Here is a 17,966-nt window from a genome sequence, read left to right as displayed (position 1 = left end):
GAGTCAGCGGCCGACCGACTCGAGGAAATCGTTGAGCTTCTCCACCGCGTCGCCGATAGTGAACGATGCGGGTTCGCGCCGCGGCGGGAACTCCTTGAACGTCTCCAGGAACTGGGTGACCACCGCATTGGCCATGAACGCGATGTAGTCGTGGTCGAAGAACCAGTCCCAGTAGGTATTGGACGTGACGTCGGCGTGTTCGAACGGATCGGTGCGCAGGTTGAAGATCTTCGGCGCGCGCAGCGGGGTGAAAGGTTCGAACCAGATCTGTAGCGTGCCTTGGCAACGCTGCTCCATGAAGACGATCTTCCAGTTTTCGATCCGGACGCCCAGGACATCGCAATCGTCGGAGAAGTAGACCAATCCGCGCCGCGGGCTCTTGTCCACCTCGCCGGTCAGGTAGGGCAGCAGGTTGAAGCCGTCAATGTGCACCCGATAGGTCTGGTCGCCGATTGCGTGGCCCTGTTTGAGTTTTTCGACGACGTCGGATTGACCGGCGGCGGCCAGGAAAGTCGGCAGCCAGTCGTGGTGCTGGATGATCTCGTTGGACACCATCCCGGCTGGAATCCTGCCCGGCCAGCGGATCATCTCCGGCACGCGGAAGGCACCCTCCCAGTTCGTGTTCTTCTCGCTGCGGAACGGTGTGGTGGCGCCGTCGGGCCAGGTGTTGGCGTGCGGGCCGTTGTCGGTCGAATAGATGACGATGGTGTCGTCGGTGATGCCCAGTTCATCGACTGCATCGAGCAGCTGCCCCACATTGCGGTCATGGTCGATCATCGTGTCGTGGTAGCCCGATTGCCAACGCCCGGCCTGCCCGAGGCTTTCCGGCTTCGTATGTGTGCGGAAATGCATATGGGTGGTGTTCATCCACGCGAAAAACGGCTTGCCCGCCTGGTGCTGGCGCTTGATGAAATCGATGCATGCCCCAACGGTCTCGTCGTCGACGGTCTCCATCCGTTTCTTGGTCAGCGGCCCGGTGTCCTCGATGCGCTGCTTACCCACTGGACCGAACCGCTCGTCGACTTCGTCGGAGGCCTCTTCGGTGGCCCACGACTTGATCACCCCGCGCGGCAGGAAGGCCTTGCGTAGCAGCGGCGCCTCCTCGACGGTCGGGTAGTCGGGGTGCTCGGGTTCCTCCTCGGCGTTGAGGTGGTACAGGTTGCCGAAGAACTCGTCGAACCCGTGCGCAGTCGGAAGGTACTTGTTCAGGTCGCCGAGGTGGTTCTTGCCGAACTGGCCGGTGGCGTAGCCCAGTGGTTTCAACAACGTGGCGATCGTCGGATCATCCGGTGACATCCCGACGTCCACCCCCGGCATACCGACCTTGCTCAACCCGGTGCGGTAAACGCTTTGTCCCGTAATGAAAGACGAGCGGCCCGCCGTGCAGCTTTGCTCGCCATACGAATCGGTGAATCGCATACCCTCGTTCGCGATGCGGTCGATGTTGGGGGTGCGGTAACCCATCAGACCGTCGCTGTAGCAACTGAGGTTCGTGATCCCGATGTCGTCACCCCAGATGACCAGAATGTTCGGCTGCCCGTTCGGCATGGCGACTCCTTCACCACTGAGCCCCTAGTCGCACGATAGGACGGCGGTATCCGAGTCGTGGCGATTCGGCCAACGTCGACCGGCAAAATCTGCCAGGCGACGCTTGGTCAGCTCCCCTCGACGGCGGCGATGTGCGCGCGCACCAGCATCGGGTAACGCTCGCGGTCGGGACGGAAGATGTCGTGCGGTGAGTCTGCGAACACGTGCAGCGACGCCGACGGGAACAGCTCCCGATAGCGGTCCCAGGCGACGTCGGAGATCAGCGGGCTGTTCGGGCTGCGTACCACCAGTAGGGGTGGCTGCCATCGCGCCAGCGGATCCCAGAACGACTGCTTGCGCGCAGCGCGGAAGATGGCCTCCCCGGCGGCTCGGTTCAGCCGTTCGTGCACCGGCGTGCCACGCCACCGGCCGTCGAGCAGGAACGTGGAGACCTCGTCGGGAAGCGTGATCTCTTCGGGGACGTAGTCGCCGATCGAGATCGAGCGGACCCGCCCGCGATGCGCGAGCGCCCAGGTCAGCGCGTAGGGGGTGCCTCGGGAGAACGTCATCAGGTGGACGGGACCGTCGGTGACCGCGTCGATCACCGCGCCGACGTCGCCGCCGAGAACGGTTGATTCATAACCGCTTTCGGGCGCACTGCTGCGTCCATGCCCGCGTAAGTCGACGACCACCGTCCGTCGGCCGAACAGCGGCAGCACCTCGACGTAGTCGTCGGCGACGTCGGTGAAGCCGGGTACGAAGACGACAGGCGCTCCGCGGTCGGGCCCTCCGGAGTCGAGGTAGTGCAGACGCGCGCCAGCGTTGGTTGTGAACCGTGACTCGACCATCACCACCACCATGCCCGGTCCTCGCTCCCAGCGCGGGCCAAACGCCTGCGAAGCGTCGACGGAAGGAGCACGCTGGTAGCTGGAAGGTGATCTGTATGTACGACAAAGTTCAAGACAACGCCTGGCGCATCGACATCGAGTTCAACGAGGACGAGACGCACACTCACGCGACGGTGTGTGCCACGCGCGACGACGGCGAAACGGTGACCGCCCAGGGCGACGCCTACCGCAACCCGAAGGATTCGGTGCAGCCGCTGGTCGGGGAGGAGATCGCCGCGGCCAGAGGGCTGATCGCGCTGGGCGCCGAACTGCTGCAGCGCGCGTCGTCACGAATCGAGCAGACCACGCATCAGCCGGTCCACCTCGTCCACTGACCTAGTGAGCGACCGTCAGCCCTCCGGCGGGGCGGACGCCGCGACGCTGACCGGCGGCTCCTTCGACGCGTTCTTCATCTGGTGAAAGAGGTCGACGTAGTACGGCAGGCACTCGGCCATCGCCTGGTCCGTGGTGAACAGCGGCCGGTATCCCAGGTCGCGTTCGGCCTTGGCGATCGAGAAGTAGTTGTCGAGGTAAAGGCGTTCGACCCCAAGGGGTTCGATCATCGGTTTGGGTATTCCTAACCGGAAATGCAACCACTGCCATGCGGTCATCGCGAACCACACCAACCGGCCCGGCACGCGGATCTTCGGGTAGCGCTCGCCGCACGCCTCGACGACGGGCCTCGAGAACTCGAACATGTTGATCGGGTCGCCGTCGTTGATGAAGTACGCCTGCCCGGGAGCGGTGCCGCCCGGGACGAGGTGCTGAGCGGCGAGGATGAAACCGTGAATCAGGTTGTGCACGTAGGAGTTGTCGAGCTTGACGTTCTTGCCCCCGACGAGAACCTTGACGTGTCCGGCCAGCACGCTCTCGAACACCTTGCGGAACATGGTCTGATCTCCGCGACCCCAGATACCGCTGGGGCGGATCGAGCAGGTGAGCAGGCCGTCGACTCCGTTGGCGGCCAGCACGAACTTCTCCGCGGCGACCTTCGTCTCGGTGTACAGGTCGTTGAATCGCTCTGTGTAGGGCAGGGTCTCGTCGCCGCCGGAGATACGTTTGCCGCCCATCACGACGCTGTTCGACGCCGTGTAGACGAAGCGTTTGGCGCCGGCGGCGCGGGCGGCGCGCACGAGGGTTTCGGTGCCGGTGACATTGATCGCGAAGCTGCGCTTGCGGTACTCGTCGGTGACCGACGCGCCGCCCATCAGATCGATGATCGCCGCGGTGTGGAACACGGTGTCGATGCCCGCGACCGCGGCCGCGACCTGGTCGGGGTCGCAGATGTCGCCTTCGACGGCCTCGAGGCCGGGTTGCGCAGGAAGCGGCGACGGGGCCCGGTCGAAGGAGCGGACCTCGTGGCCGCGCTTGAGCAGTTCGGTCACCAGGTTGGCGCCGACGAATCCCGAGCCTCCCGTGACGAGGACCCGGCCCAGTTCGGTGGTCAGCGTTGAGTCACCCATGCCGAGCAGACTAACTGAAACGTGTTACAGTTTCGACCCCTCAAGGCGGAAAACATTGCGCTGTCAACTTTCGTCACCATCTTTCGCGGCCAGCGCCTCCTCGATGCGCTTACGGGCGCCGGCTAAGTGCTCTTCGCAGCGTTTAGCCAGTTCTTCGCCGCGCTCCCACAGCTTCAGCGACGTATCCAAATCGAGCCCGCCCTGCTCGAGTTGCTGGACGACCGCGACCAGCTCTTCGCGCGCTTCCTCGTATCCCAGTTCACTAATGGGCTTCATCTTCTGCCCCTTCCGGCCCCTCGCTGATCGCGGTGATCGCCCCGTCCGCCACCCGGACTCGCAGCCGCACACCGCTGGCGGCGTCGACGGCGGTGCGCAGCACCTGGGCGTCCGGCATCGTCTGCACCACCGCGTAGCCGCGCGCCAGGGTCGCCGCAGGGCCCAGTGTGCTCAGCCGGGCCGACAGATGTCCGATGCGATCGGTCTCGGTGGCCACCATCCGGGTCACGTCGCGGCGTGCAGTCGTGCGCAGACGGTCGACCTCGTCGGCGCGCGCGGTGATCGCCGCCAGCGGCTGCGCCAGCACCGGCCTGCTGCGCAACTGATCAAGGGCGTGCTGCTCACGGTGCACCCAGTTGCGCAGCGCGCGGCCACCTCGACGGCACAGATCGGTGATGTAGGCCTGCTCGGCGGCCGCGTCGGGAACGATGCGCTTGGCGGCGTCGGTCGGCGTCGCGGCGCGCAGATCGGCGACCAGGTCGCACAGCGGGTTGTCGGGTTCGTGTCCGATCGCGCTGACCACGGGTGTGGTGCACTTGGCGATCTCACGGCACAGCGTCTCGTCGTAGAAGGGCAGCAGGTCCTCGACGCTGCCACCGCCGCGGGCGATGACGATCACGTCGACGTCGGGATCGGCGTCGAGTGCCCGCAGCGCCTCGACCACCTGCGGGACCGTGTTGGGACCCTGCACGGCGGTGTTGCGAACCGCGAACCGCACGGCGGGCCAGCGGCCGGTGGCTACCGAGATCACGTCGTGTTCGGCATGGCTGCCGCGGCTGGTGATCAGCCCGATCGTCTTCGGCAGGAACGGAATCGGCCGCTTGAGCCGCGGGTCGAAGAGTCCCTCGGCGTGCAACAGCTGGCGCAGGCGTTCGATACGCGCCAACAGCTCGCCCACGCCCACCGCGCGAATTTGGTTGACCCGCAGGGAGAACGAGCCGCGGCCGACGAAGAAGTTCGGCCGTCCCAGCATGACGACCCGGGTGCCCTCGGTGAGTTTCACCGGCGCGTTGAGCACCAGCTCACGTGGGCAGGTGATCGCCAACGACATGTCGACCGACGGGTCGCGCAGCGTGATGTAGGCGGTGCTGGAGTTCGGCCGCGTCGAGAGCTGGGCGACCTGCCCTTCGACCCAGACCGTGCCCAGCCGTTCGATCCAGTCCTTGATCTTCATCGACACGGAGCGGACCGGAAACGGGTTCTCTGGCGACTGGCCCTGCTCGGCGTCGGTCATCTACCCGGCGTTGGGGTGGTCACTTGGCCGACGCGCGCGTGATCCTGTTGGCGAGCAGCGTCTGGAACGGCGCGCGGCCCTTGGTGGCTTCCTCGTAGGCCAGCAACGCCTCGAGGTCCGCCACGCGCAGCGTGTTCAGCCGTGCGCGCAGCTGCGCCAGGGTCAGGGACTCGTAGTCGAGCTCGGTGACGATCTCGGGGGCCTCACCGATCGCCAGGTCGGCATCTTCGCCGTCTTGTTCGGACGACGACTGTGGCTCACCGTTGCTGAACAGCGCAAAACGGCCCTCGGTCATCCGTTCGCCGTCGCTCGAGGCGGCCGAGCTCGGCGCCTCGGAAGCGTCGTCGTCTTCGTCGAAGGTGGCCCACTCGGGCTGCTCGTCTTTGGGCGGGAAGATCGTCTCCAGCGTCTCGTCACCCTTGTTGACCAGGTCGGCGACGTCCTGCTGGACCTTCATCACCAGGTGCGCGAGGCTGCTGACGACGGTCATCGGGTACATCAGGATGGTTTGGGGCAGCTTGCGGGTTTCCTCGATGGCGGTTACCGCCGCGCCGACCAGCAGACGGACCCCATACGGTGCGGTTGCCATGGTCACAGCCTACGGGCGGCTTCTCGGCTGGGACGAACGGCCTTGGAACGGCACTGTGCGTACCCTGGTAGCCATGCCGCCGACAATCAACATGGGGATTCCGGGCGCCTCGAGCTCGGTCGCCGGTGGCGTGACCGGGAAACGCGTACTGCTTGCCGAACCGCGCGGGTACTGCGCCGGAGTGGATCGCGCCGTCGAGACCGTCGAGCGTGCGCTGGAGAAGCATGGCGCTCCGGTGTACGTGCGTCATGAGATCGTGCACAACCGGCACGTCGTCGACACGTTGGCCAAGGCAGGCGCCGTCTTCGTCGACGAGACCGACCAGGTGCCCGAGGGCGCGATCGTGGTGTTCTCCGCACACGGCGTCGCCCCGACCGTGCACCAGACCGCCAAAGAGCGCGATCTCAAGGTCATCGACGCGACCTGCCCGCTGGTCACCAAGGTTCACAACGAGGCCAAACGGTTCGCCAGGGACGACTTCGACATCCTGCTGATCGGACACGAGGGCCACGAGGAGGTCATCGGGACCGCCGGCGAGGCGCCCGACCACGTCCAGCTCGTCGACGGACCCGATTCGGTCGACAACGTCACCGTGCGCGACGAGAGCAAGGTCATCTGGCTGTCGCAGACCACGCTGAGCGTCGACGAGACGATGGAGACGGTGCGTCGGCTGCGGGAGAAGTTCCCGACCCTGCAGGACCCACCCAGCGACGACATCTGCTACGCGACCCAGAACCGTCAGGTCGCCGTCAAGGCGATGGCCCCGGAGTGCGAGCTGGTGATCGTCGTCGGATCGCGCAACTCGTCGAATTCCGTGCGCCTGGTCGAGGTCGCCTTGGGTGCCGGATCCGACGCGGCGCACCTGGTCGACTACGCCGACGACATCGACCCCGCGTGGCTCGAGGGCGTGACGACGGTCGGCGTGACCTCCGGCGCGTCGGTGCCCGAGATCCTGGTGCGCGGCGTGCTGGAGCGGCTGGCCGAGTACGGCTACGACATGGTGCAGCCGGTGACGACGGCCAACGAGACACTCGTGTTCGCGTTGCCTCGGGAGATCCGCCCCGCCCGCGCGTAACCTCATCGAGCGTGCACTCACCGCGAAAATCGTTGGTAAATCTTGCAGTAGCCGCACGCTCGCTGCTGGTGCTGGCGCTGATCATGGCCGCCGCGGGTTGCTCCTCTGGCCAAGACCGCCTGAACGACGCGGTGCGTACGTTCGCTGCCGCGCTGGCCAAGGGTGACGCCGCAGCCGCCGCAGCGCTCACAACCGATTCCGCCGCCGCGACCGACACGCTGACCAAGCTCTTCGAGAGCCTCGGCACTGACCTGCGCGTCGAGGTGTCGTCGGTGCAGCACGAAGACGACAAGCCGTCCACTTTTCGCCTCGACACCACCTGGAAGTTCCGCGACGGAGCCACCCAGTGGGCGTACACGACGAACGGCACGGCGAGCGCGTCGGGCGGCGACGTCAGAATCGACTGGAAACCGGCGACCGTCGCTCCCGGCCTCGACGAGGGGCCGCTGTCCTACAGCACGCTCAACCCCCAGCCGGCCGCACGCGTCCTGGACCGCACCGGTGCGGAACTGCTCACCCAGCACATCGTGACGCTGGTCAACCTGTCGCCCGGCGCGGACGTGAATACCGTTGCCGCGCTGCTCAACCCGATCGCGCCCGGGATCACCGCCGAATCGCTGCGCGCCGACCTCGACGCGGCGGGCGGTAAGCCGGTCACCGCGATCACGCTCCGCGAGGAGGACCTAGCGCCGATCGAGGCGCCGCTGTCCGCGCTCGCGAATGTCACGCTCGCGCCCCAGACGCGTCTGCTGGCGACCGACAAGGCGCTCACGTCGCCCACGCTGGCCGGGTTGTCCGAACTGTGGCAGCAGCGCACCGACGAGGCCGCGGGATGGGCGGTCAGCGCACAGACCAGTACGGGACCGCGCCGCGTCGGCGGGCGGGACGCCAAACCGGTCGGCGACATCGCCAGCACGCTCGACGTCGCGATGCTGCGGGCAGCAGAAGACGCGCTCGCGCCGCTTGCGACCCCGGCGGCGCTGGTCGCGATCCAGCCGTCCACCGGAAACCTGATGGCCGTCGCGCAAAATACGCCCGCAGACGCGCAGGGGCCGATCGCGTTGACGGGCCTCTATCCGCCGGGGTCGACGTTCAAGACGGTGACGGTGTCGGCCGCACTGCAGGCCGGCCAGGTCACCCCCGACAGCGTCGTCGCCTGCCCCGCCACCGAGAACATCGAGGGCAGGCAGATCCCCAACGACGACAACTTCGAGCTCGGTCTGGTGCCGCTGCACACCGCGTTCGCGCGGTCCTGTAACACGACCATGGGCCGGCTGGCGGTCAACCTGCCGCCCGACGCGCTGACCAAGGCGGCGGCGCAGCTCGGCCTCGGCGTCGACTACACCGCGCCGGGGATGACGACGGTCACGGGCAAGGTTCCGGTCGCGGACACACCGGCGTTGCGCGTCGAGGCGGGCATCGGCCAGGGCCAGGTCACCGCCTCGCCGTTCGGTATAGCGCTGGTGGCCGCCGCTCTGGCACGCGGTTCGGCGCCGGCCCCTGCAATCGTCGAGGGTCAACCGGGCAGGCCCGACCGCACGCCGGATCCGGTGCCGACGGCCGTCGCCGAGCAGGTCAGATCGATGATGCGCGAAACCGTGACCAACGGGACGGCCACGCAGCTACAGGACATCCCCGGGATGCTCGGAAAGACCGGCACCGCCGAGTACATCGACGACACCCACGCACACGGCTGGTTCGTCGGCATCGACGGCGACCTGGCGTTGGCGGTGTTCGTCAGCGACGCGGGCAGCTCCGCTCCGGCGGTGGACGCCGCGGGCCGCTTCCTGCGCGCCCGAGGCTAGATGTCGTACTCCCAGGAATCGGCCTCCCAGCCGCGGGGAGCGCGGCGGCGGGTGCGGTACTCCGCGCGGTCGTCGGCTTCCTCGCCGCGGTAGCGCACCCGGGAGATCGGATGGTGGGTACCTTTGCCTGACCCGTTGCCGTTGCTGCCGTTTCGGCCGTGCGGCTCGCGAGGCTGGTAGTCGTCGAAGCGACGGCGGCGCTCGGGCCGGTCCGCTGTCCGGTCCTGACTCCTGCGGTCGTAGCCGGCGCGGCGTTCGGACGGCGGAGGACCCGGCTGACGCGGGTTCGACGTGCGCGGCCTGCGCCGAGGCTCGGCCCCTTGCGGCTCGGCGTGCCTGCCGGAGCGAGCGCGCCGAGGACGTTCGGCGATCGGCTCGACGATCTCGGTGGCAGGAGGCCGCACATGGCGGGACCGCGACGTCGTACTGCGCCGGGCCGGCCGACCGCTGCGATCGGCGGCCGCCCTGCTGGTTCGTGACGACGTACGGTCCGCGCGGGCGTTCCGGCTCGCAGTGTCGGGGCGCTTGCGGCGCGGCCGGGGGGCGACCTCGTCGTCCTTGTCACGTGGCGTGCGGGCGAACAGCGGAGAGATCTTGGCCGCCGCTGCCGTGACCGCGGTCGTGACGGCCGCGGCCAATGCGGGCTTTTTCGCCTCGCTGTCCTCGGAGGTGGCGGGGGAGGTGCGGCGTGTCGACATCCCGATGTACCACCGGCACAAACCGATCAGCAGCACGGCCGCCGACGTGAAGAACATCAGCGGGAAGCGCTCGATCAGTGGATAGCCGCAATTGATCGCCAGGTCCTTCACCCCGGTGAACTGGCCGCCGGTGAACAGGAAGTAGGCGCCCGGCACGCTGACGAACAACAGCAGCGGCGGCTGGATGACCGCGGTGAACACGGCTTGCTGGCGGACCGCCAGTACGGCCGCGAGGCAGCCGAGGACGTAGAACGCCGCGAACACCGAGCTGAGTTCTCGGCTGCCCGATCCGGCGTCGAACGCGAACCCGACCGTCGTCAGGGTGACCGCGATCAGCACGCCGCCCCACCCGGGCACACCGGGAAAGTTGGGATGCGCGGAGCGGTGGTCGGCGCCGACGGCCGACCGTGCGCGCTGTGCAGACACAGGTAGACCGTACCGGCTCTGGCTCCGTGTGGCTGTCAGCGCGGTTCTGGCGTGCCCGTCACGGTCTCCTAGACTCTGGACCCTGTGAGCTTGAACCTGGGAATCGTCGGCCTGCCGAACGTCGGGAAATCGACGCTGTTCAACGCGTTGACGCGCAACGACGTCCTCGCGGCCAACTACCCGTTCGCCACGATCGAACCCAACGAGGGTGTCGTTCCGCTGCCCGATCCGCGACTGGCCGAGCTCGCCAAGATGTTTGGGTCGGAAAAGATCGTTCATGCGCCGGTCACCTTCGTTGATATCGCCGGGATCGTCAAGGGCGCCTCGGAAGGCGCCGGGCTGGGCAACAAGTTCCTCGCCAACATCCGCGAGAGCGACGCGATCTGCCAGGTGGTGCGCGTGTTCAGCGACGACGATGTGGCGCACGTCGACGGCCGCATCGATCCCAAGTCCGACATCGAGGTGATCGAGACCGAGCTGATCCTCGCCGATATGCAGACGCTGGAGAAGGCGCTGCCGCGGCTGGAGAAGGAGGCCAGGACGCACAAGGAGCGCCGGCCGGCATATGAGGCCGCCGTGGCTGCGCAGGAAGTCCTCAACGAAGGAACCACGTTGTTCGCCGCCGGGACCGACGTCGCGCCGCTGCGGGAGCTGAATCTGCTGACCACCAAACCGTTCCTGTACGTGTTCAACGCCGATGAGGCGGTGCTGACCGACGAGGCGCGCAAGGCGGAGCTACGTGAACTGGTCGCACCCGCCGACGCGGTTTTCCTGGACGCGAAGATCGAGGCCGAGCTGCAGGAGCTCGACGACGAATCGGCCGCCGAGCTGCTGGAGTCCATCGGCCAGACCGAACGTGGGCTGGATGCGTTGGCGCGTGCCGGTTTTCACACGCTGAAGTTGCAGACGTTCTTGACCGCGGGCCCGAAAGAGGCCCGCGCGTGGACGATTCACCAGGGCGATACCGCGCCGAAGGCGGCAGGTGTGATCCACACCGACTTCGAGAAGGGCTTCATCAAGGCCGAGATCGTCTCTTACGACGACCTGATCGAGGCCGGGTCGATGGCCGCCGCGAAGGCCGCGGGCAAGGTGCGGATGGAAGGCAAGGACTACGTCATGGCTGACGGAGACGTCGTCGAGTTCCGGTTCAACGTTTGACCGAATCCGGTTCACCATCGGGTGAGTGGTTCTCGAAGTACTGAACCAAGCAGAATTCGTGTCCTTCGGGATCGAGCATCACAAGGACCGCGCCCTCGTCGTAATCGTTGCGAATGCCCGTCCACCGTCCGCCAAGAAATTCGACCTGGTCGCGGCCCGCGTCGATGTCGTCTACCTGCACGTCCAGATGAATGCGGACCTTGGTGACCTTCGGTTCGGGTACGCGCTGAAAGGTCAGTCGGGGAATCCGTCCCGAGCGCGAGCCCACCGTTGCCCAGTCCGGATCATCCCCATGCTCGCTTGAAGCAGGAATGCCCAGCAGTGCGCCCCAGAAAGCCGACATCCGAATGGGATCGGCGCAATCGATCGTCACTCCACACCAGCGGTTTGCCATCGTGCTTGTCTCCTCTGGAACGTTGCAACACTGCCGCTACGCACCGGGTACGCGTCGAACGGGGACGCCGAGGTCGGTGAGTAGGCGGCGGACGCGCTCTTCGATGTCGTCACGGATCGGTCGAACCGTGTCGACCGACTGGCCCGCCGGATCGGGCAACTCCCAATTCTCGTAACGCTTTCCGGGAAGAACCGGACAGGTGTCGCCGCAGCCCATGGTGACGACGACATCGGCGGCTTGGACGATCTCGTCGGTCCAGGGCTTGGGGAACTCGTTGGTGATGTCGATGCCGACTTCTGCCATGGCCTCGATTGCGGAGGGGTTGATCTCATCGGCTGGTTCGGAGCCGCCGGACCAGCCAACGGCGTCGTCGCCGGCCATGTGGACGAAGTAACCCAGCGCCATCTGGGACCGTCCTGCGTTGTGGGTGCACAGGAACAACACGGACGGCTTGCCGTCGGCCCCCTTTCCCGTCATCGCGCGCTCCGGTCGGACGTGATGGGTATCGGGGTCAAGTCGTCGGTGAAGCGGCGACGAAGGGCGAGTGAGACGTAGACGAGGGCGACGAGCACGGGTACTTCGATGAGCGGGCCGACGACTCCGGCGAGTGCCTGACCCGACGTGGCGCCGTAGGTGGCGATGGCGACGGCGATGGCAAGTTCGAAGTTATTGCCCGCAGCGGTGAATGCAAGCGTGGTGGTGCGCTGGTAGCCCAGCCCGAGCAGGGCTCCGAGGAGGTAACCGCCGCCCCACATCACGGCGAAGTAGACGAGCAGTGGCAAGGCGATGCGGACGACGTCCAGGGGCTGGCTGGTGATTTGTTCGCCTTGCAACGCAAAGAGAATCACGATCGTGAACAACAGGCCGTACAGCGCGCAAGGGCCGACTCTGGGCAGGAACGTCGATTCATACCAGGCGCGCCCCTTGGCCCGCTCTCCGAGCCGCCGAGACAGGTATCCCGCGAGCAGTGGAATGCCGAGGAAGATCAGCACGGACTTGGCGATCTCCGAGGGCGAGGTGCTAATGGTCGTCTGTTCCAGACCGAGCCAGCCGGGCAGCACGGACAGGTAGAACCAGCCGAGGACGGCGAACATGATGACCTGGAAGATCGAGTTGAGTGCGACCAGGACGGCGGCGGCTTCGCGATCGCCACAGGCGAGGTCATTCCAAATGATCACCATGGCAATGCATCTCGCGAGCCCCACGATGATGAGGCCGGTGCGGTATTCGGGTAGGTCGGGCAGCAGCAGCCAAGCCAGCGCGAACATCAAAGCTGGGCCCAGCACCCAGTTGAGTACCAACGAGCTGATGAGCAACTTGCGGTCGCCGGTGACGGTGTCGAGCCGGTCGTAGCGGACCTTCGCCAGCACCGGATACATCATGATCAGCAAGCCGAGCGCGATAGGCAACGAAATACCGTCGACCTGAACGTGATTCAAGGCCGTGTCCAGGCCTGGAACGAGTCGCCCGAGGAACAGGCCGGCGACCATCGCGATGCCGATCCATACCGGCAGGAAGCGGTCGAGCAGCGACAACTTCTCAACGACGGTGGGGTGCGCGTCCGCGGTGAGGGACTTGGTCACGCGGGTGCCCCGGTTGTCGCGTCGTCGGCGACGGTGCTCAGCACCGACGACAGCGTCATCAGGGTCTCGGCACGGACGGAGTAGTACACCCAGGACCCGCGCCGCTCGGACGCGAGAAGCCCGGCGTCTTTGAGGACTTTGAGGTGATGCGAGATTGTTGGTTGGGTGACGTCGAAGTCACCGGAAATGTCGCAGACGCAGGCCTCTCCACCGGCGTGACTGGCGACCAGGCTGAACAGGCGCAGACGCACTGGGTCAGACAGGGCCTTGAGTTTGGCTGCGATGTCGGCAGCGGCAGCGATCGACAACGGTTCGCGGATGACGGGGGCGTACGCGCAGGCCGTCGCATCGACCAAGGGGAGATACGACTTAGACATCCATCGATATTGACAGGCATCGATCCAGGACGCAAACGACCATCGGGTGAACGTCGCCTCAGGTTCGCGGGGTGAGGGTGAGCTGGCGGGAGTGGAAGTCGAAGTGCCGCCCTGGGTATCGGTAGAGATCCTCCAGCGTCATGTAGTCGCTGAAGAAGGGGTCCCACCCGGTCGGGAAGTGCATGCCGCGGTGGAATGCGCTGTCGGGTTTGTGGGCCATCCGCCGTTGGAGCGAACTGATCACACGGTCGAGCTTTGTCCCCATCCGGCGGCGGTTGTACACGAGGGCGGCGGCCCGCGATCCGTAGTAGTTGATCAGGTGGAAGGGGTGGGTCGATGCGTTGAGGATGCGAGCGAACGCGGCGCTTGCCCCGCGCGGAAGCCGCCCGAAGACCGCTATCAGCACCACTAGCCGTTGAACGACCATGTATCCAAAGACTATGTGGAACAACAACTCTTCGTTGGTCCATCGGGTGCCGTCGGTCGGCCTTGCCCAGTCCGAGGGTTCGGCACTGTCGAGCAGTCGGTGGAAGTCGATGCGCGCACGTTCGAGGTCGGCGTTGATCGCGGCTCGATCGACGCTCGCACCGCCCGCCTCCATACTTCGATGATGCGCCCGCCGCGACCAGATCTCCACGAGGTCGCGGCGGGACGCATCGCATCTAGCAGCAGGAAGACGTTGCCGCCACCTTGTCATCGCTGTCCGCGGCCGTACCGCCGCAGCAGACGCCGCCTTCAGCGTCAGTGTCGCCGGGCCGCTGCTGGCTGGTGCCGAAGGTGTCGGAGTCTTCGAGCACCGTGTACACCTCCCACTTCTCGCCCGCCGGGCCCGTCACCCAGACCTTGTCCTGCTTGGCGAAACAACAGGTGGTGCCGATCTCTTCGTCCGTGAACAGCCCCTCGTCGCTCAGGCGGGCGATTTCGGCGTGGACGATCTCGCTCGTCGCAACCTCGACTCCGAGGTGGTTGATCGTGCCGCCCTTGCCGGGATTCTCCAGCAGGACCAGCTTCAGGGGTGGTTCCGCGACGGCGAAGTTCGCGTAGCCCTCCTTGACTTTGGCGGGCGGAGTATTGAACAGCTTCGAATAGAAGGTGATCGCTTCGTCGAGGTCGTCGACGTTGAGGGCGAGCTGAACGCGGGACATGATGTTCCTCCATACTTGTGAGACATATATCGAAGTAGCCGGCTGGTCACCACCTTCCTCACCTTTTTGATATATGTCAAGACCCGTGGCAGACTTTTCTCATGCCCAAGTCATTGCCCGTGATCGATATGTCCGCGCCGGTGTGCTGTGCACCGGTTGCCGCCGGTCCGATGAGCGACGAGGACGCGCTCCATGTCGCGCTTCGGCTCAAGGCGCTCGCTGACCCGGCCAGGGTGAAGATCATGTCGATGTTGTTCAGTTCGTCGGCGGGCGAGCAGAACAGCGGCGAACTTGCGACGGCACTTGGGTTGACCGAATCAACTGTCAGCCATCACCTGACCCAGCTTCGACGCGCTGGGCTGGTCGAATCCGACCGGCGCGGAATGAACGTGTACCACCGGCCGCACCGCGATGCGCTCGGTGCGTTATGCGCCGTCTTGGACCCAAATTGCTGCACGTAGTCTCGCCGGGGTCGTAGCCGCGAGGCGTTACATTCGAGGTATGACTGACGACTGGCGCGTCGACCGGGTTGACGACATCCGGTCACTGATCAAGCAAGCCGAGCCCGACGTCGTCGAGGAGATCAAATGGCGCAAGCCATCGAATCCCGATGGTGTGCCTGCGTTCTCGTTGGACGGCCTCATCTGCACGCTGGAGATGTACAAGGGTAAGGTCAAGGTGAATTTCGCTAAGGGCTCGTCCATCGACGACCCCGACAAACTCTTCAACGCGAGTTTGCAAGCTCCGGTCGGGCGGTCGATCGATCTACGCGAAGACGATGAATTGGATCCCAAGGCGTTCAAGGCCCTGATCAACAGGGCCGTCGAGGTCAACCGCAGCAACAAGGCGTCGAAGCGCCGCAAGTGAGGATCGCCGACCGGCTTCCCCGCGGCGAAGGCAACGTGACTGTCCGTCGGCTGCGACATGGCGACGCGCACGCCTTCGCAGCGGGCACTGACGACGACGCGGTGCGACGGTTCGCACACCTACCGCTGCGGGAGTACTCGGCAGAGATCGTGCGCGAGCAGATCGACGGCGTCATCGCACGCGGTCTGACCGAAGACACCCTCGCCGTGCTGGCCATCGCGGACGCGTGGTCCGACGACTTCCTCGGCAGCATTGTCCTTTTCGAGATCCACGAATCCGATGCAGAGGTGGGGTTCTGGTTGGCTCCGCAGGGGCGCGGTCGCGGCGCGGCCCGTCAGGGTCTGTCGGCGGTCGCTGGTCTGGCCACCGAAGCCGGATTGTCTCGGTTGACGGCACGGACCGCTCCGGAGAACGACGGATCTTGTCGGGTACTGGAAAGCGTCGGCTTTGTGCTGGCGCACGGTCCCCGGGACGAGGTCACGCCATCTGGAGAAACGATGACCGTCGTGACATACGAGTACTACACTCCGTAGTACACAATGGGGGGAGGTCGCGATGCGGTGGCGCGGGGTCAGTCACGTGGAGTTCGCGGTGCTGGACTACGACGACTCGATCGCCTTCTACGACGCGTTGTTCGGCTGGCTCGGATACAGCAGCTTCTCGTCGATGAACATGGAATACGAGTCGATCTACTACATGACGCGCTACGTCAACCCGCACAGCTATATCGGCATTCAACCTGCCCGCACCGGGGCGAAGCTGACCCACGCCGACCAGTCCGTCGGCATCAACCACATCGCCCTGTGGGCGCGTAGCCGCAAAGAAGTCGATCGCTTCCACCGCGAGTTCCTGCTTGCGCGCGATGTCCCGGTCACCGACCCGCCGAGGGAGTATCCGCAGTACTGGCCCGGCTACTACGCCGTCTTCTTCGACGATCCGATCAACGGCATCCACTGGGAGTTGGCGTGGGTGCCGAAAGTACCGACGCCCCGGCATGTCTGGTCGTTCTACCGAGCGTTGCGGGTATTCGCCAAAGCCAGGCCGGACCTGGCGAACACCGTGGCGGGAGTCACGTGGCAGGCGAGAAGGACCCTGCCGCGCTAGTAGACCGAAGTCAGGGGAGGGCCACCCGCACCGAGCCGTCACACGCCTGGACTGTAGGGCTGGCGACGCGCACCGAGCCGTCGCACAACCGCGATTGCGGATGGCTGGCGCGCACCGAACCGTCACCGGGGGCAGCGACATCGGAGTATTCGATCCTCAGCTCCGGAAGCGGCGACGGGGTCGCATGGGCGGCACCCGCGGTGAGTGCTGCGACGAGGGCCGCACCGCCCAACAGCGTCGCCCCGATCATCGACTTCTTCGCGCCGTGTGCGTTCACGTCTGCCTGATCTCCTTTTCTCGAGGCTTCGCGTCGTGTCGCGTCGCCGGTGCGATGAGTAGAAGGCGCCGGACGCGCTACCGATCCCAAGAATTGGGGATCGCAGAATCGGGTTCAATGTTGGTGATGACACGCACGGATAGCGCATCGCGGGTGGTCAAGGCGCCGTTGAGCCGCGTCTTCGAGGCGCTCGTCGACCCTGGGGCGCTGGTCGAGTGGCTACCGCCGTCGGGGATGACCGGCCGATTCGAACACTTCGACGCCCAGCCTGGTGGTTCCTACCGAATGGTCCTGACATACAGCGACCCGCCCGCGCAGGGCGGCAAGAGCAACGCCGACTCCGATGTCGTTGAGGGACGCTTCGTTGAAATAGAGCCCGATGACCGCGTCGTTCAAACCGTCGAATTTTCGTCTGCCGAGGCGATTTTCGGCGGAACGATGACGATGACGTGGTCGGTGACGAGGGTCGACGGCGGCACCCGGGTCGAACTGCGCGCGGAAGACGTGCCGGTCGGGGTCTCGGCCGCCGACCACGCGGAGGGAATGAATTCTTCGCTGCAGAACCTCGCGGACTACCTCGCGAGGCGACAGGCCGTGTTTCGCGCCGAGTGACCGGCCCACCCAAGCGATGCACGCCCGACGCGTTGTGCAGGATCTCGCCGGCATCAGGTTTGAACGGTTTCTTCTGCGTAAACACTTGCTCCCGAGCTAGGGGGGTGGACTCGATGTCCATGGGTCGACTGGCTCCGACACAAAAGGAGCAACACGATGCAGAAAACAGTGGCAGTGGGAGCCATGACGCTCAGCTTGCTGTTCGGCGGCGCTGGTGTCGCCAATGCGACTGATCTGACCGTGCCCGCATCGACCACCGCGACGGTCGCGCAGGAAGTCGAGCACGAGCAGGAAAGCGACAACACCGGTCTGTGGGGGCTTGCAGGGCTCCTGGGCCTGCTGGGCCTGCTCGGACTGAAGAAGCGCAGGGACGCCGACTACCCGGCCGTTCGCAACACCGGTACGACGAACCCGCCGCCGCCGCGGGCGTAGTACCTCACTCGATCTACGAGCCCCCCGCCAGGCCCGC

22 protein-coding genes and 2 pseudogenes are annotated in these 17,966 nt (G+C 65.8%); 10 read left to right on the top strand and 14 right to left on the bottom strand.

Annotated elements, in window-relative coordinates; translation table 11 throughout:
• Nucleotides 1-3: 3 nt before the first annotated feature.
• Together CEX87_RS20755 and CEX87_RS20750 are read right to left on the bottom strand one after the other, a co-directional pair.
• Complete coding sequence (locus tag CEX87_RS20755; RefSeq protein ID WP_064420128.1) at nucleotides 4-1,548, bottom strand: arylsulfatase; 1,545 nt, start codon at nucleotides 1,546-1,548, stop codon at nucleotides 4-6.
• A gap of 107 nt (nucleotides 1,549-1,655) precedes the next feature.
• Complete coding sequence (locus tag CEX87_RS20750) at nucleotides 1,656-2,375, bottom strand: alpha/beta fold hydrolase (protein ID WP_094288944.1); 720 nt, start codon at nucleotides 2,373-2,375, stop codon at nucleotides 1,656-1,658.
• Between the two features lie 95 nt (nucleotides 2,376-2,470).
• Here CEX87_RS20750 and CEX87_RS20745 point away from each other — a divergent pair, with 95 nt between their 5' ends.
• Entirely contained in the window at nucleotides 2,471-2,749 is a 279-nt protein-coding gene (locus tag CEX87_RS20745) for a dsRBD fold-containing protein (protein WP_064395004.1), read from the top strand.
• A gap of 15 nt (nucleotides 2,750-2,764) precedes the next feature.
• Here CEX87_RS20745 and CEX87_RS20740 read toward each other — a convergent pair whose 3' ends face one another.
• The 4 genes from CEX87_RS20740 to CEX87_RS20725 all read right to left on the bottom strand — a co-directional run bounded on the left by CEX87_RS20740 (nucleotide 2,765) and on the right by CEX87_RS20725 (nucleotide 5,976).
• Nucleotides 2,765-3,877, bottom strand: coding sequence for a 3-beta-hydroxysteroid dehydrogenase (locus CEX87_RS20740; RefSeq protein ID WP_066807945.1), 1,113 nt, complete (start codon nucleotides 3,875-3,877; stop codon nucleotides 2,765-2,767).
• A gap of 63 nt (nucleotides 3,878-3,940) precedes the next feature.
• Nucleotides 3,941-4,153, bottom strand: coding sequence for an exodeoxyribonuclease VII small subunit (locus tag CEX87_RS20735; protein WP_066807947.1), 213 nt, complete (start codon nucleotides 4,151-4,153; stop codon nucleotides 3,941-3,943).
• Complete coding sequence (xseA, locus tag CEX87_RS20730) at nucleotides 4,140-5,387, bottom strand: exodeoxyribonuclease VII large subunit (protein ID WP_066807949.1); 1,248 nt, start codon at nucleotides 5,385-5,387, stop codon at nucleotides 4,140-4,142. Before xseA ends, CEX87_RS20735 begins: the two co-directional genes overlap by 14 nt.
• A gap of 19 nt (nucleotides 5,388-5,406) precedes the next feature.
• Nucleotides 5,407-5,976 carry a lipid droplet-associated protein gene (locus CEX87_RS20725; protein WP_064394980.1) on the bottom strand — a complete coding sequence of 190 codons (570 nt, stop codon included), beginning with the start codon at nucleotides 5,974-5,976 and terminating at the stop codon, nucleotides 5,407-5,409.
• A 73-nt stretch (nucleotides 5,977-6,049) separates the two neighbouring features.
• On the opposite strand from CEX87_RS20725, the gene CEX87_RS20720 reads away from it, so the two are divergent.
• Both CEX87_RS20720 and CEX87_RS20715 read left to right on the top strand, forming a co-directional pair.
• On the top strand, nucleotides 6,050-7,051 hold the full coding sequence (locus tag CEX87_RS20720; protein WP_066809889.1) for a 4-hydroxy-3-methylbut-2-enyl diphosphate reductase: 1,002 nt from the start codon (nucleotides 6,050-6,052) through the stop codon (nucleotides 7,049-7,051).
• Nucleotides 7,052-7,134: 83 nt separating this feature from the next.
• On the top strand, nucleotides 7,135-8,856 hold the full coding sequence (locus CEX87_RS20715; protein ID WP_094288942.1) for a penicillin-binding transpeptidase domain-containing protein: 1,722 nt from the start codon (nucleotides 7,135-7,137) through the stop codon (nucleotides 8,854-8,856).
• Here the strand turns inward: CEX87_RS20715 and CEX87_RS20710 are convergent.
• The gene (locus CEX87_RS20710; protein WP_094288918.1) at nucleotides 8,853-9,980 is read right to left on the bottom strand and encodes a DUF6542 domain-containing protein; all 1,128 of its coding nucleotides are present in this window, start codon (nucleotides 9,978-9,980) and stop codon (nucleotides 8,853-8,855) included. The genes CEX87_RS20715 and CEX87_RS20710 overlap by 4 nt on opposite strands.
• A gap of 84 nt (nucleotides 9,981-10,064) precedes the next feature.
• Between CEX87_RS20710 and ychF the strand changes: the two genes are divergently transcribed.
• Nucleotides 10,065-11,138, top strand: coding sequence for a redox-regulated ATPase YchF (ychF, locus tag CEX87_RS20705; protein WP_064397576.1), 1,074 nt, complete (start codon nucleotides 10,065-10,067; stop codon nucleotides 11,136-11,138).
• On the opposite strand, the gene CEX87_RS20700 is transcribed toward ychF, so the two are convergent.
• The 6 genes and pseudogenes from CEX87_RS20700 to CEX87_RS20675 form a co-directional block, all read right to left on the bottom strand.
• Nucleotides 11,128-11,532, bottom strand: coding sequence for a VOC family protein (locus CEX87_RS20700; RefSeq protein ID WP_094288916.1), 405 nt, complete (start codon nucleotides 11,530-11,532; stop codon nucleotides 11,128-11,130). The genes ychF and CEX87_RS20700 overlap by 11 nt on opposite strands.
• Nucleotides 11,533-11,568: 36 nt before the next feature.
• Nucleotides 11,569-12,003: pseudogene (locus CEX87_RS20695) on the bottom strand (arsenate reductase ArsC); the annotation flags it as partial.
• 55 nt (nucleotides 12,004-12,058) lie between these two features.
• Nucleotides 12,059-13,115 (bottom strand): annotated as a pseudogene (gene arsB, locus CEX87_RS20690) (ACR3 family arsenite efflux transporter); the annotation flags it as partial.
• Nucleotides 13,112-13,492 (bottom strand): ArsR/SmtB family transcription factor, encoded by a 381-nt coding sequence (locus CEX87_RS20685; RefSeq protein ID WP_094288911.1) that lies wholly within the window; start codon nucleotides 13,490-13,492, stop codon nucleotides 13,112-13,114. The pseudogene arsB and the gene CEX87_RS20685, both read right to left, overlap by 4 nt.
• Before the next feature lie 58 nt (nucleotides 13,493-13,550).
• Nucleotides 13,551-14,093, bottom strand: a complete 543-nt coding sequence (locus CEX87_RS20680) for a DinB family protein (RefSeq protein WP_064397585.1) — start codon at nucleotides 14,091-14,093, stop codon at nucleotides 13,551-13,553.
• A 61-nt stretch (nucleotides 14,094-14,154) separates the two neighbouring features.
• Nucleotides 14,155-14,637: an ArsI/CadI family heavy metal resistance metalloenzyme gene (locus CEX87_RS20675; protein ID WP_094288910.1), complete on the bottom strand. Its 483-nt coding sequence runs from the start codon at nucleotides 14,635-14,637 to the stop codon at nucleotides 14,155-14,157.
• Nucleotides 14,638-14,738: 101 nt separating this feature from the next.
• Between CEX87_RS20675 and CEX87_RS20670 the strand changes: the two genes are divergently transcribed.
• From CEX87_RS20670 to CEX87_RS20655, 4 genes are read left to right on the top strand one after another with little or no spacing between them, the layout of a single operon-like run.
• On the top strand, nucleotides 14,739-15,098 hold the full coding sequence (locus CEX87_RS20670; RefSeq protein ID WP_066807970.1) for an Rv2640c family ArsR-like transcriptional regulator: 360 nt from the start codon (nucleotides 14,739-14,741) through the stop codon (nucleotides 15,096-15,098).
• 40 nt (nucleotides 15,099-15,138) lie between these two features.
• Nucleotides 15,139-15,504, top strand: a complete 366-nt coding sequence (locus tag CEX87_RS20665; RefSeq protein WP_064397589.1) for a DUF1801 domain-containing protein — start codon at nucleotides 15,139-15,141, stop codon at nucleotides 15,502-15,504.
• Nucleotides 15,501-16,037, top strand: a complete 537-nt coding sequence (locus CEX87_RS20660) for a GNAT family N-acetyltransferase (RefSeq protein WP_094288909.1) — start codon at nucleotides 15,501-15,503, stop codon at nucleotides 16,035-16,037. The genes CEX87_RS20665 and CEX87_RS20660 overlap by 4 nt, the downstream gene beginning before the upstream one ends.
• Nucleotides 16,038-16,059: 22 nt before the next feature.
• The gene (locus CEX87_RS20655) at nucleotides 16,060-16,608 is read left to right on the top strand and encodes a VOC family protein (RefSeq protein WP_066807976.1); all 549 of its coding nucleotides are present in this window, start codon (nucleotides 16,060-16,062) and stop codon (nucleotides 16,606-16,608) included.
• 10 nt (nucleotides 16,609-16,618) lie between these two features.
• On the opposite strand, the gene CEX87_RS27710 is transcribed toward CEX87_RS20655, so the two are convergent.
• Nucleotides 16,619-16,885 (bottom strand): hypothetical protein, encoded by a 267-nt coding sequence (locus tag CEX87_RS27710; RefSeq protein ID WP_094288907.1) that lies wholly within the window; start codon nucleotides 16,883-16,885, stop codon nucleotides 16,619-16,621.
• 126 nt (nucleotides 16,886-17,011) lie between these two features.
• Here CEX87_RS27710 and CEX87_RS27705 point away from each other — a divergent pair, with 126 nt between their 5' ends.
• Together CEX87_RS27705 and CEX87_RS20640 are read left to right on the top strand one after the other, a co-directional pair.
• Nucleotides 17,012-17,497: an SRPBCC family protein gene (locus tag CEX87_RS27705; protein ID WP_094288940.1), complete on the top strand. Its 486-nt coding sequence runs from the start codon at nucleotides 17,012-17,014 to the stop codon at nucleotides 17,495-17,497.
• A gap of 156 nt (nucleotides 17,498-17,653) precedes the next feature.
• Complete coding sequence (locus CEX87_RS20640; protein WP_064420148.1) at nucleotides 17,654-17,929, top strand: WGxxGxxG family protein; 276 nt, start codon at nucleotides 17,654-17,656, stop codon at nucleotides 17,927-17,929.
• The last annotated feature ends 37 nt before the right edge of the window (nucleotides 17,930-17,966 follow it).

This window comes from Mycobacterium lehmannii (genome assembly GCF_002245535.1).
Lineage (GTDB): Bacteria > Actinomycetota > Actinomycetes > Mycobacteriales > Mycobacteriaceae > Mycobacterium > Mycobacterium lehmannii.
The sequence above is the reverse complement of the archived record's forward strand: the minus strand, read 5'-3'. Positions and strand labels throughout refer to the sequence as shown.

Bases quoted from the DNA above. Each gene is read 5' to 3' on its own strand.
- CEX87_RS20755 (WP_064420128.1), bottom strand. From the start codon at position 1,548: ATGCCGAACGGGCAGCCGAACATTCTGGTCATCTGGGGTGACGACATC.
- CEX87_RS20750 (WP_094288944.1), bottom strand. From the start codon at position 2,375: ATGGTCGAGTCACGGTTCACAACCAACGCTGGCGCGCGTCTGCACTAC.
- CEX87_RS20745 (WP_064395004.1), top strand. From the start codon at position 2,471: ATGTACGACAAAGTTCAAGACAACGCCTGGCGCATCGACATCGAGTTC.
- CEX87_RS20740 (WP_066807945.1), bottom strand. From the start codon at position 3,877: ATGGGTGACTCAACGCTGACCACCGAACTGGGCCGGGTCCTCGTCACG.
- CEX87_RS20735 (WP_066807947.1), bottom strand. From the start codon at position 4,153: ATGAAGCCCATTAGTGAACTGGGATACGAGGAAGCGCGCGAAGAGCTG.
- xseA (WP_066807949.1), bottom strand. From the start codon at position 5,387: ATGACCGACGCCGAGCAGGGCCAGTCGCCAGAGAACCCGTTTCCGGTC.
- CEX87_RS20725 (WP_064394980.1), bottom strand. From the start codon at position 5,976: ATGGCAACCGCACCGTATGGGGTCCGTCTGCTGGTCGGCGCGGCGGTA.
- CEX87_RS20720 (WP_066809889.1), top strand. From the start codon at position 6,050: ATGCCGCCGACAATCAACATGGGGATTCCGGGCGCCTCGAGCTCGGTC.
- CEX87_RS20715 (WP_094288942.1), top strand. From the start codon at position 7,135: ATGGCCGCCGCGGGTTGCTCCTCTGGCCAAGACCGCCTGAACGACGCG.
- CEX87_RS20700 (WP_094288916.1), bottom strand. From the start codon at position 11,532: ATGGCAAACCGCTGGTGTGGAGTGACGATCGATTGCGCCGATCCCATT.
- CEX87_RS20685 (WP_094288911.1), bottom strand. From the start codon at position 13,492: ATGTCTAAGTCGTATCTCCCCTTGGTCGATGCGACGGCCTGCGCGTAC.
- CEX87_RS20680 (WP_064397585.1), bottom strand. From the start codon at position 14,093: ATGGAGGCGGGCGGTGCGAGCGTCGATCGAGCCGCGATCAACGCCGAC.
- CEX87_RS20675 (WP_094288910.1), bottom strand. From the start codon at position 14,637: ATGTCCCGCGTTCAGCTCGCCCTCAACGTCGACGACCTCGACGAAGCG.
- CEX87_RS20670 (WP_066807970.1), top strand. From the start codon at position 14,739: ATGCCCAAGTCATTGCCCGTGATCGATATGTCCGCGCCGGTGTGCTGT.
- CEX87_RS20665 (WP_064397589.1), top strand. From the start codon at position 15,139: ATGACTGACGACTGGCGCGTCGACCGGGTTGACGACATCCGGTCACTG.
- CEX87_RS20655 (WP_066807976.1), top strand. From the start codon at position 16,060: ATGCGGTGGCGCGGGGTCAGTCACGTGGAGTTCGCGGTGCTGGACTAC.
- CEX87_RS27705 (WP_094288940.1), top strand. From the start codon at position 17,012: ATGACACGCACGGATAGCGCATCGCGGGTGGTCAAGGCGCCGTTGAGC.
- CEX87_RS20640 (WP_064420148.1), top strand. From the start codon at position 17,654: ATGCAGAAAACAGTGGCAGTGGGAGCCATGACGCTCAGCTTGCTGTTC.